Genomic DNA, 11,159 nt, shown 5'->3' with positions numbered 1-11,159 from the left:
TTCTAGGCTTTGCCAAAAGACCCCAAAAGACTTATTGAAGATTCTTTTTAAATTTGATTGCAGCCAGCGGCTGCGGTATGGTATAATATTAAATTGTATCAAACTCTTTTCGTTAGGCCATAGCAGAAAGGAGTTGGTTCCATGGGCAAAGACTTAAAAGGAAAAGAGCTAGGAGTCGGAATCTGTCAAAGAAAGGATGGTCTGTATACAGCCAGATTCGTAAGCAGAAGAACAGGGAAAACGGTTCAGAGGTATTTCCCAAAGCTACAGGAATGCCGTAAATGGTATGCAGATGCAAGGTTTAAGGATGAACATGGCGGGATCAATGCATCTGGAGACATGACGGTGACGGCATGGTTCAATTACTGGATTGAGAACATCAAAGGCGACAGCATAAGGCCAAATACGATAAGGAATTATAAAGAACGGTTCGAACATAATGTAAAGAGGTGTATCGGGAGCATGTTGCTGTCCGAGGTAAAGCCGATGCATTGTCAGCATGTCTTGAACCAGATGAAGGATGATTATAAAACGTCCACCATATATCAGACAAGAATCACATTGTACTGTATGTTCGCTGACGCTGTTGAAAATGATGTGATATATAAGAATCCAGTAACGAAAGCCGTTAAGTACAACATTGGGGAAGAGCCTAAGAACGTCAGGGCGTTAACTGTTGACGAGCAAAGGAAATTTCTTGAAGCCGCAAAAGATAGCAGCAACTACAACCAGTATGCTTTCGTATTGCAGACAGGATTGCGGACAGGCGAGATGATAGGCTTGAAATGGTCAGACATCGACTGGGAAAAGCGCGTCCTGCACATACAGAGGAGCATGGAATACAGGCACAATGTCGGCGAATGGCGGATTGGGGAACCGAAGAGCAAAGCAGGCTATCGGGACGTACCTTTGACAGAAGAGGCAATCTCCATCTTGAAAAGGCAGAAAGAGAAGCTTAAAGAAGCAAAAGTGGTCAATATGCAGTTTTCGGAGTTTGTGTTCCTGTGCAGGAAAGGCGAACCGACAAAGAATTCCGCTTATGACACCACGTTGTTCAAGCTATGCGACAAGGCCGGCATACCACGTTTTTCCATGCATGTCTTAAGGCACACGATGGCAACCAGGTGTATTGAGGGCGGGATGCGTCCCAAGACCTTACAGGTGATTCTGGGCCATTCAAACGTTGGCATTACGATGAACCTGTACGTCCATGTGACCGAGGACGAGAGGGCAAAAGAGGTGGAAAGAATCGAAAGTGCCCTGAAAGTTGTGTAGTAGATTGTGTAGCAAAATATGGAGAAAGGCGAAAACCCATAATAGACAAGGGATTTTCGGACAGGGATATCAGAATATGAAATTAGGCATAGTCGGCCTACCGAATGTAGGAAAGAGCACACTGTTCAATTCACTGACCAAAGCGGGCGCGGAATCCGCCAATTACCCCTTCTGCACCATCGACCCCAATATCGGAATCGTGGCCGTGCCGGACGAGAGGCTGAAGCTCCTGGGGGACATGTACCAGTCGAAGAAGGTCACCCCAGCGGTGATAGAATTCGTGGACATCGCCGGCCTGGTGAAGGGGGCCTCCAAGGGGGAGGGCCTGGGCAACCAGTTCCTGAGCAATATCCGGGAGGTGGACGCCATCGTCCATGTGGTCAGATGCTTTGAAGACACGAATGTAATCCATGTGGACGGCAGCGTCGATCCCCTCCGGGACATCGAGACGATCAATCTGGAGCTGATTTTCTCCGACCTGGAGGTGCTGGAGCGGAGGCTGTCCAAGGTCTCCAAGGCGGCCAGGATGGACAAGACCTGCGCCAAAGAGCTGGCATTGCTGGAGCGGATCAAGGAGCATCTGGAGAGCGGGAAGCCTGCCAAGACCATGGAGGCGGATGACGAGGATGAGCGGGCGATGCTCCGGGAATACAATCTGCTGACCTACAAGCCTGTCATCTATGCCGCCAATGTGGCGGAGGAGGATCTGGCCGACGACGGCGCTTCCAACGAGAAGGTAGCACAGGTGCGGAAATTCGCCGGGCAGGAGGACAGCGAGGTCTTCGTCATCTGCGCCCAGATCGAGCAGGAGATATCCGAGCTGGACGAGGACGAGAAGACCATGTTCTTAGAGGAGCTGGGCCTTTCTGAATCGGGTCTGGAGAAGCTGATCAGGGCCAGCTACCATATCCTGGGGCTGATGAGCTTCCTCACCGCGGGGGAGGACGAGACCAGAGCATGGACCATCAAGATTGGCACCAAAGCCCCCCAGGCCGCAGGGAAGATCCACTCCGACTTCGAGAGAGGCTTCATCAAGGCGGAAGTGGTGAACTACCGAGACCTCCTGGAGCAGGGCTCCCTGTCTGCCGCCCGTGAGAAGGGGCTGGTGGGCATAGAGGGCAAGGACTATGTGGTGAAAGACGGAGATGTCATCCTGTTCCGCTTCAACGTATAGTGCATAAAGGGCTTCCAGACAGCCGGGAGAGTGCAGGGCGCTCTTCCCCGGGCGGAGGGGAGCCGGTGTGAGAAAGGAATAAAAGTATGAATGTTGGCGATATTGCATTTCCGAACCTGGGAATCTATCTGAGGGACGTGCCCAAGTCCTTCAGCATCTTTGGCTTCAGCATTGCCTTCTACGGCCTGATCATCGGCATGGGCGTGCTGGCGGGCATCCTCATGGCGGCACACATGGCCAAGGTGACAGGGCAGAATCCGGATGACTACTGGGATTTTGCCATTTATGCGGTGGTCTTCTCCATCATCGGGGCGCGCATCTATTATGTGGTGTTCGCCTGGGATTATTACAAGGACAATCTGCTGAGCGTCTTCAACACCAGGAACGGCGGCATGGCCATCTATGGGGCGGTGATCGCCGCGTTCATCACCCTGTTCGTCTACGGAAGGATCAAAAAGAAGAGCCCCCTGTTGATGGGCGACACCTGCATGCCGGGACTGATTCTGGGGCAGGCCATCGGCCGCTGGGGAAACTTCATGAACCGGGAGGTCTTCGGGGAATACTATGACGGCCTTTTTTCCATGCAGCTTCCCATCGAGGCGGTGCGGGCCAGGGACATCTCCGAGAACATAGCGGCCCATATCCCGGAGGGGGCCAATTATATCAATGTCCACCCCACTTTCCTGTATGAAAGCGCCTGGAATCTGCTGGTGCTGGTGCTGCTGCTCTGCTTCAGGAAGCATAAGCGCTTCGACGGGGAAATCTGCCTGCTGTACCTGGGCGGCTACGGGCTGGGGCGGTTCATCATCGAGGGCATCCGCACCGACACGCTCTTCATTCCGGGCACACAGGTCCCCGTGTCCCAGGTGCTGGCCCTCCTGATGCTGATCTTCGCGGTGGCGGTTGACATCATCGTGAGGCGGAAAAAGAGAGCGGAAGTGGAGAAGAAGCAGTGAGGAAGCCTTTCGGATGATTATGTGGCGCTTCATGGCAGGCCGCCCATTGGGGCGTATGCCGGCTGCTTTGGCGCGTAAGTTTTGGCCATGGGCATGGCCCGGAGGGACATGCCCGGAATCCGGCAAAAGGATTCCTATACGGATTATTGTGGGATGCGATACAGCCATGTACCGCATCCTTTTGTTTTATGCAGTTCAAGAAGACCTCTATAAAATTTCCAAAAAATTCGACTTGACCCAAGAACTATATCTGGGAAAAGAATCCTTGAAACACACAATATCTTGTACCCGCATCGACAAAGTTCTTCTTTTTTCTCCTCACAGGATTTTATGCAGTCCCCAATCGCACAAACTTTCGTCTTGTCAAATGCCTGATTGTATATTAAAATCAATAGGGTAGTGGGATGAGTGTGGCATGAAAACCCATAAAGTGGGATGAAAGTCCAAAAAGGGGTCGGAATGCGAGGATTCGGTAGCGGTTCCGGCGTTGGCGGGTGGTGATTGGAATGTTCATGGGCAAATACAATCATACGATCGACCCCAAGGGCAGGCTGAGCATTCCCTCGAAATACCGGGAGGTCCTGGGGGATGAATTCGTGGTATCGAAAGGGATGGACGGCTGTCTCTATGTGTATGCCAACGACGACTGGAAGGTCTTCGAGGGGAAGCTGGCATCCTTGCCCCTGATGAGCGAGGAGGCCAGGCAGTTCGCCAGGTTCTTCCTGTCGGGGGCTCAGCCCGTGACTGTGGACAAGCAGGGCCGTATCCTGATGCCCCAGGATCTGCGGGATTTCGCGGGGCTGGAGAAGGATGTGGTGCTGGCCGGCATGGGAGGCCGCATCGAAATCTGGAGCCTGGAGAGATGGCAGGCCAACAATGACTCCATAGACATCAACGCGATATCCAAGGGGGTGATGAACCTTGGGCTGACCATTTAGGAAAGAGGGGCATCCATGGAATTTCGGCATTACTCCGTGCTCTTGAGGGAGACCATCGAACAGCTTCATATCAAGCCGGATGGCATCTACGTGGACGGCACCTTAGGGGGCGGCGGACATGCCCTGGAGGTGTGCAGCCGGCTTAGAGGCGGCCATCTCTACGGCATCGACCAGGACGGCGAGGCCATGGCGGCGGCGAAGGAGCGGCTGGCTGCCTTCGGGGACAGGGCCACCCTTCTGCGGGACAATTACTGCAACATGCGGGCCGCGCTCTCCGCGGAGGGCGTGAAAGGTGTGGACGGCATCGTAATCGACCTCGGCGTATCCTCCTACCAGTTCGACAATCAGGAAAGGGGCTTTTCCTACCGCTTCGACGCTGCGCTGGACATGCGCATGGACCGCAGACAGACGCTGACAGCCAGGGATATCGTGAACGGGTATCCGGAGAGCGACCTCTGCCGCATCATCAGGGATTATGGGGAGGACCGTTTCGCGAAAGCTATCGCGAAGCACATTGCCAGAGCCAGGCAGGAGAAGCCCATCGAGACTACTTTTGAATTAAATGAGATTATCCGGGGGGCAGTTCCGGCCAGGATGCGCCGCGACGGCCATCCCTCCAGGCAGACCTTCCAGGCCATACGGATTGAGTGCAACAGGGAGCTGGAAGTGCTCCGGGACTCGCTGGATGATTTCATCGATATACTGAATCCGGGCGGGAGGCTGTGTGTCATCACCTTCCATTCCCTGGAGGACCGCCTGGTGAAGGCGGCTTTCCGGAAAAACGAGAATCCCTGCACCTGTCCGCCGGAATTTCCGGTGTGCGTGTGCGGAAAGGTATCGAAGGGCACCGTGGTGACAAAGAAGCCCATTCTGCCCGGAGAGGAAGAGCTTGCGCAGAACAGCCGCTCAAAGAGCGCGAAGCTGCGGGTATTCGAAAAAACGTGATAGATGAAGCGGATTTACAGATATCCGGGGAGCATGAAATCAAGACAAAGAAAGCGGGTATTGATATGGGCCAGAATAGAAGGAGTTATCGGCAGAACGCATATGAGGAGGACAGGAGGGCGTACCGGGGAGGGAACCGCGGCGGGTACATCCATGGAAATACAGCGAGGAAATTCGATATACAGGAGCAGTGGGAGCAGGCGCCGGAGCGAAAGCTCCATCCGGAAATACGCAAGAACCGGGAGAAGGCCAGGCATATGAGCGCGGGCTACGTCATGTTCCTGGCGGCGGCTCTGTGCGCGGCGGCCTTCATTCTGGTGAACTATATCCAACTGCAGTCGGATCTGACCACCCTGACCAAGACCGTGGCCGACATGGAGAGCGAGCTCAACGGCCTGAAGCTCTCCAATGACGAGGAGTATAACCGAATCATCAGCGGCATCGACCTGGAGGAAATCAAGCGGGTGGCCATCGGGGAGCTGGGCATGGGCTATGCGGAGGAAGGCCAGATCGTGGAATACGAGAATCAGGAAGGCGATTACATGCGCCGGGTGACCGGAAGCGGCAAATAGAGGGTGAAGATGGCCAACAGGAAAGTCAAGAAATTTTCAATCAAAATGCAGAAAAAGCTGGTGGTTCTGTTCATCCTGCTGCTGGCCATGTTCATTGGCCTGGCAGTCCGGCTGGTGTGGATCACAAGGGAAAACGAGACGGACTACCAGAAGCAGGTGCTCTCCCAGCAGCAGTATACCTCCACCGCCATTCCCTACAGGCGGGGGAATATCCTGGATGTGAAGGGGACCAGGCTGGCCACCAGCGAGAAGGTGTACAACCTGGTCATAGACGCCAAGGTGATGAACTACAAGTCCCAGTATCTGGAGCCTACTCTGAAGGCCCTGGGCGAGAATTTCGACCTGGACATGGGCGAGGTCAGAGAGCACGTCACGAAGAACAAGAGCTCATCCTGGTATGTGCCGCTGAGGCAGTTGACCTACGAGGAGATCAGCGGGTTCCAGGAGGCCCAGAGCGCGGATTCCAATATACAGGGGGTCTGGTTCGAGGAGGAGTACCGGCGGATCTACCCTTACAATTCCCTGGCGGCGGACGTTATAGGATTTTCCGGCAGGGACAATGTGGGAAAATACGGGCTGGAGGAATACTACAATGATATCTTAAATGGAATCGACGGCAGGGAGTACGGCTATCTGAACGACGACCTGAACCTGGAGCGCACCGTGAAATCCGCGGTGGACGGCTATGATCTCCATACCACCATCGATGCCAACCTGCAGATGATCGTGGAGAAATACTTAAAGCAGTTCGACGATGAGCAGAAGGACTCCTTTACATCGGGAAACGGCGCGGAGAACACGGGCTGCGTCATGATGAACGTGAATACAGGGGAAGTCCTGGCCATGGCCAGCTATCCCCCCTATGACCTGAACGATGTGCGGAACACGGACAGCCTTCTGGGCACCAGGCTGCTGGAGGAAGTGACCAATGCGGCCGGGTACACGGAGATCAGGAAGACGGACACCATCATCACCCAGGAGGTGGTGAATGGCCTGAGCGAGGAGCAGCTGTACGTGAACCTGAACTACCTGTGGCAGAATTATTGCATCACAGGCACCTACGAGCCGGGCTCCACCGCCAAGCCCTTTACGGTGGCAGCCGCCCTGGAGGACGGCGTGATAGCACCGGATCTGAATCTGGAGTGCAACGGTGTCATGGAAATCGGCGACTACGACATCAAGTGCCACAACGGCCCGGAAGGGTGGCTGACCCTGGAACAGGCGGTGGCCAACTCCTGCAACGTGTCCATGATGAAGATCGCCCAGGCCCTGGGGAAGGACGAGTTCTGCGAGTTCCAGCAGATCTTCAACATCGGCCTGAAGACCAATATCGACCTGGCGGGGGAGGCCAGAACCGCCAGCCTGGTCTATGTGGCGGACAATATGGGGCCTACGGACCTGGCCACCAACAGCTTCGGCCAGAACTTCAATGTGACCATGATCGAGATGATCGCGGGGTTCTGCTCCCTGATCAACGGCGGCTACTACTATGAGCCCCATGTGGTGAACAAGATCACCAATGTGAACGGCGCTACGGTGCAGAACATCGAGCCCAGAGTCCTGAAGCAGACCATATCCGAATCCACCTCCGAGCTGATCAGGCAGTATTGCAGAGCTGTAGTGGAATACGGCACCGGCAAGACGGCCAGGCCGGCGGGCTACATGATAGGGGGCAAGACCGGGACGGCGGAGACCATAGACCCGAACACCCACAAGCGCTCCGAGACGGAGCATGTGGTGTCCTTCATCGGCTATGCCCCGGCGGACGATCCCCAGGTGGCGATCTACGTGGTGGTGGACAGGCCCAATTCCGACAAGCAGGGCAATGCCAGGTATGCCACGAAGATCGTGCGCAACATCCTCACCGAGGCTCTTCCCTATCTGAACATCTTCATGACCGAGGAGGTCACGGAGGAGGAGCAGCAGGAGTTGGACGCGCTGCAGCAGTCCATTATCGGGCAGTACGCCCCGTCGGCCCCCGAGGGAGGCCAGGAGGACGGAGAGGGCGCTGAGGACGGTCAGGGCGCGGAAGGCGGCGAGGGCGGAGCCGGGGAGGGAGCCGGTGGGGAAGGCGGCGATCCCCAGGGAAGCGGACAGAGCCCCGAGGGCGGAAGCCAGGGAGAGGGCGGCGAAGGCGGCCAGGGCGAAGGCGGCGCACCGCCCGCCACCCAGGGCGAATCGGTGCCGAATCCCGACATACCGGTGAACCCCAATCTTCCCACGAATCCGAATATGGAGGAATAAACCTTATCATAACCTCATGGGGACGGGAATAGAGTATAGTAAGACCTTACCATGAGGCATACATGCTGACAGACAACAATAAAATATTCCACAGAAAGAAGATCCTGACCATCTTCCTTGTCTGTACCGGCATTTTCTCAGGCTTGCTCGGAAGGCTGGTGTACCTGTGCGTATGGGAGGCGGAGCACTATTCCGCTATGGCCGACCAGCTCCATGAAAGGGAGCGCAGCATCAAGGCGGCCAGGGGCCGCATCCTTGACCGCAACGGCACGGTGCTGGCGGACAACAGGACAGTGTGCACCATATCCGTCATCCACAACCAACTGGAGGATCCGGAGGAGGTCATCGAGATCCTGACCAAAGAGCTGGAGCTGTCCGAGGACTATGTGCGGAAAAGGGTGGAGAAATATTCCGCCATGGAGCGCATCAAGAGCAATGTGGACAAGGAACTGGGGGACAGGATCCGGGAGTACGACCTGGCCGGGGTAAAGGTGGATGAGGACTACAAGCGGTATTACCCTTACGACGACCTGGCCAGCAAGGTATTGGGCTTCACCGGAGGCGACAACCAGGGGATCATCGGGCTGGAGGTGGTCTACGATGAATACCTGCAGGGGGAGCCAGGGGAGATCCTGACAGTGACGGATGCCAAGGGCATCGAGGTGGAGGCGGCGGGGGAGAGGCGCAGGGAACCGGTGAGCGGTCTGGATCTCTGCATCAGCCTGGACAGGAACATCCAGTCCTACGCCACCCAGCTTGCGGAACAGGCCCTTGCCACCAAGGAGGCGGATAGCGTGTCCGTCCTGGTGATGAATCCGCAGAACGGGGAGATTTACGCCTGCGTGAATGTGCCGGAATTCGATTTGAACAATCCCTTCGAGCTGCCGGAGGGGACGCCGGACGACATCAGCCAGGAGGAATCCCAGAACATATTGAACGGCATCTGGCGGAACGGCTGCATCAACGATACATACGAACCGGGATCCACCTTCAAGATCGTCACCGCGGCGGCGGGCCTTGAGGCCGGTGTGGTGACGCCCCAGAGCAGCTTCAGCTGTCCAGGCTTCATCACGGTGGACGACAGGAGGATCCATTGCCACAAGAGATCCGGCCACGGCAGCCAGGATTTCACCCACACCATGATGAATTCCTGCAACCCGGCCCTGATCACCGTAGGGCTGCGGCTGGGGGTGGAGGGTTACTACAGCTATTTCGAGAAATTCGGCCTGAAGAAGATGACAGGCATAGATCTCCCGGGAGAGGCCGGGACCATCATGCACAGGAAGGAGGACATGGGCAATGTGGAGCTTGCCACCGTGGCTTTCGGACAGTCCTTCCAGATTACGCCCATACAGCTTCTGACTACCGTTTCCTCCATCATAAACGGAGGCAGGCGGATCACGCCCCATTTCGGCATACAGACCGTGGACGCCGGGGGGAACGTGCAGGAGCGCTTTGAGTACCCTGTGTCGGAGGGCATCCTGTCCGAGGAGACCAGTGCCACCATGCGGGAGATCCTGGAGATGGTGGTGAAGGAGGGGAGCGGCGCCAACGGCCAGGTGGAGGGCTTCCGCATCGGAGGCAAGACCGCCACCAGCCAGACCCTTCCCAGGGGCAGCGGACGCTACATCGCTTCCTTCATCGGCTTCGCCCCGGCGGAGGATCCCCAGGTGATCGCCATCGCCATCGTGAACAATCCACAGGGGGTGTACTACGGCAGTCAGGTGGCGGCACCGATTGTCCGGCAGCTTTATGAGAATATTCTTCCCTATTTGGGCATACAATGATATTTGTGGGAGGGAGAGATGATGGGCAGTATAACAGCAGTGATGATTTCCTTCTTTGCCAGCGCCGTTTTGGGGCCGGTGCTGATTCCGTTCCTGCGCTGGCTCAAATGCGGCCAGATGGTCAGGAGCGACGGGCCTGCCGCACATCTGAAGAAGATGGGCACGCCCACCATGGGAGGCATATTGATTCTGTTCAGCGTGACGGCCACCTCCCTGCTGTTCCTGAAGGATTACCCCAGGATAGCGCCGATCCTGCTGCTGACGGCTGGATTCGGCCTGGTGGGATTGATGGATGATTACATAAAGGTAGTATGCAGACGGTCCATGGGGCTTACGCCCTGGCAGAAGCTCCTGGGGCAGCTCCTGGTCACGGCGGTCTTCGCCTGGTATCTGACCCGCTATACGGATGTGAGCCTTGCCATGCGGATCCCCTTCCTGTCCGGCAGGTATCTGGACTTCGGCGTCTGGAACATCCCCATACTGTTCTTCGTCACCCTGGGGACGGCCAACGGGACGAACTTCACGGACGGGCTGGACGGGTTGGCGGGAAGCGTCACGCTGATGGTGGCGGTGTTCTTCTCCGTGGTGGCCATCGGCACCTCGTCGGGGATAGAGCCGGTGACATGCGCCGTGGCGGGGGCGCTGATGGGATTTCTGCTGTTCAACGTCCACCCGGCGGCGGTGTTCATGGGGGATACGGGATCTCTGGCGCTGGGAGGGTTCGTGGCAGGCTGCGGCTATATGCTGCAGATGCCCCTGTACATAGCGATTATCGGCGTCATCTATCTGGTGGAGGTGTGCTCCGTCATCCTGCAGGTGGGCTATTTCAAGCTGAGCGGGGGAAAGCGGATATTCCGGATGGCGCCCCTGCACCACCACTTCGAGCTCTGCGGATGGTCGGAGACCAGGATCACGGCGCTGTTCACCATCATTACGGCTCTGATGTGCCTGCTGGCCCTGGGGGGAATGTGAGGCGGCAGGGGAGGCAATGTGCCCTGAGGGGCAGAAGCGGAACCGGAATTATACTGCGCACCGGTTAAATTTGCATTGCGACCGGACTGCAGACCGCCAGCCAAGTAATTTCCCGGGGGACACCACTGTAAATCCTGGCGGTCTGCAGTATAGAACTGGAATCGGTATTGAAAGATACTGCGCACCGGTTAAATTTGCATTGCGACCGGACTGCAGACCGCCAGCCAAATAATTTCCCGGAGGACACCACTGTAAATCCTGGCGGTCTGCAGTATAGAACTGGAATCGGTATTGAA

Annotated in this window: 9 protein-coding genes; all 9 read left to right on the top strand. The window is 56.4% G+C overall.

Translation table 11 applies throughout. From position 1 onward, the window contains the following. The first annotated feature begins 141 nt into the window (after positions 1-141). The 9 genes from Q2B33_RS18740 (at position 142) to mraY (ending at position 10,863) form a co-directional block, all read left to right on the top strand. Positions 142-1,275, top strand: coding sequence for a site-specific integrase (locus Q2B33_RS18740; RefSeq protein ID WP_300565030.1), 1,134 nt, complete (start codon positions 142-144; stop codon positions 1,273-1,275). Positions 1,276-1,351: 76 nt separating this feature from the next. Next, positions 1,352-2,449, top strand: a complete 1,098-nt coding sequence (gene ychF / locus Q2B33_RS18735) for a redox-regulated ATPase YchF (RefSeq protein ID WP_300565028.1) — start codon at positions 1,352-1,354, stop codon at positions 2,447-2,449. Positions 2,450-2,535: 86 nt separating this feature from the next. Continuing rightward, complete coding sequence (gene lgt / locus Q2B33_RS18730) at positions 2,536-3,405, top strand: prolipoprotein diacylglyceryl transferase (protein WP_300565026.1); 870 nt, start codon at positions 2,536-2,538, stop codon at positions 3,403-3,405. Positions 3,406-3,911: 506 nt separating this feature from the next. Continuing rightward, positions 3,912-4,343: a division/cell wall cluster transcriptional repressor MraZ gene (gene mraZ, locus Q2B33_RS18725; RefSeq protein ID WP_296466227.1), complete on the top strand. Its 432-nt coding sequence runs from the start codon at positions 3,912-3,914 to the stop codon at positions 4,341-4,343. Between the two features lie 15 nt (positions 4,344-4,358). Beyond that, the gene (rsmH, locus tag Q2B33_RS18720; protein WP_300565023.1) at positions 4,359-5,288 is read left to right on the top strand and encodes a 16S rRNA (cytosine(1402)-N(4))-methyltransferase RsmH; all 930 of its coding nucleotides are present in this window, start codon (positions 4,359-4,361) and stop codon (positions 5,286-5,288) included. A gap of 65 nt (positions 5,289-5,353) precedes the next feature. Next, positions 5,354-5,860, top strand: a complete 507-nt coding sequence (locus Q2B33_RS18715; protein ID WP_300565021.1) for a cell division protein FtsL — start codon at positions 5,354-5,356, stop codon at positions 5,858-5,860. Positions 5,861-5,905: 45 nt separating this feature from the next. Further along, a complete protein-coding gene (locus tag Q2B33_RS18710) occupies positions 5,906-8,104 on the top strand; it encodes a penicillin-binding protein 2 (RefSeq protein ID WP_300815838.1) in 2,199 nt (732 codons plus the stop codon). Between the two features lie 62 nt (positions 8,105-8,166). After that, positions 8,167-9,891, top strand: a complete 1,725-nt coding sequence (locus Q2B33_RS18705; protein WP_300565017.1) for a penicillin-binding protein 2 — start codon at positions 8,167-8,169, stop codon at positions 9,889-9,891. A gap of 21 nt (positions 9,892-9,912) precedes the next feature. Next, entirely contained in the window at positions 9,913-10,863 is a 951-nt protein-coding gene (mraY, locus tag Q2B33_RS18700) for a phospho-N-acetylmuramoyl-pentapeptide-transferase (RefSeq protein WP_296466289.1), read from the top strand. Positions 10,864-11,159 lie beyond the last annotated feature (296 nt).

Origin of the sequence: uncultured Acetatifactor sp. (assembly GCF_948601915.1) — a bacterium.
In the GTDB taxonomy this organism is placed as follows: domain Bacteria; phylum Bacillota; class Clostridia; order Lachnospirales; family Lachnospiraceae; genus Acetatifactor.
The sequence above is the reverse complement of the archived record's forward strand: the minus strand, read 5'-3'. Positions and strand labels throughout refer to the sequence as shown.

Coding starts and splice junctions, on each gene's coding strand:
- lgt (WP_300565026.1), top strand. CDS start 2,536: ATGAATGTTGGCGATATTGCATTTCCGAACCTGGGAATCTATCTGAGG.
- ychF (WP_300565028.1), top strand. CDS start 1,352: ATGAAATTAGGCATAGTCGGCCTACCGAATGTAGGAAAGAGCACACTG.
- mraY (WP_296466289.1), top strand. CDS start 9,913: ATGGGCAGTATAACAGCAGTGATGATTTCCTTCTTTGCCAGCGCCGTT.
- Q2B33_RS18710 (WP_300815838.1), top strand. CDS start 5,906: ATGCAGAAAAAGCTGGTGGTTCTGTTCATCCTGCTGCTGGCCATGTTC.
- rsmH (WP_300565023.1), top strand. CDS start 4,359: ATGGAATTTCGGCATTACTCCGTGCTCTTGAGGGAGACCATCGAACAG.
- Q2B33_RS18705 (WP_300565017.1), top strand. CDS start 8,167: ATGCTGACAGACAACAATAAAATATTCCACAGAAAGAAGATCCTGACC.
- Q2B33_RS18715 (WP_300565021.1), top strand. CDS start 5,354: ATGGGCCAGAATAGAAGGAGTTATCGGCAGAACGCATATGAGGAGGAC.
- Q2B33_RS18740 (WP_300565030.1), top strand. CDS start 142: ATGGGCAAAGACTTAAAAGGAAAAGAGCTAGGAGTCGGAATCTGTCAA.
- mraZ (WP_296466227.1), top strand. CDS start 3,912: ATGTTCATGGGCAAATACAATCATACGATCGACCCCAAGGGCAGGCTG.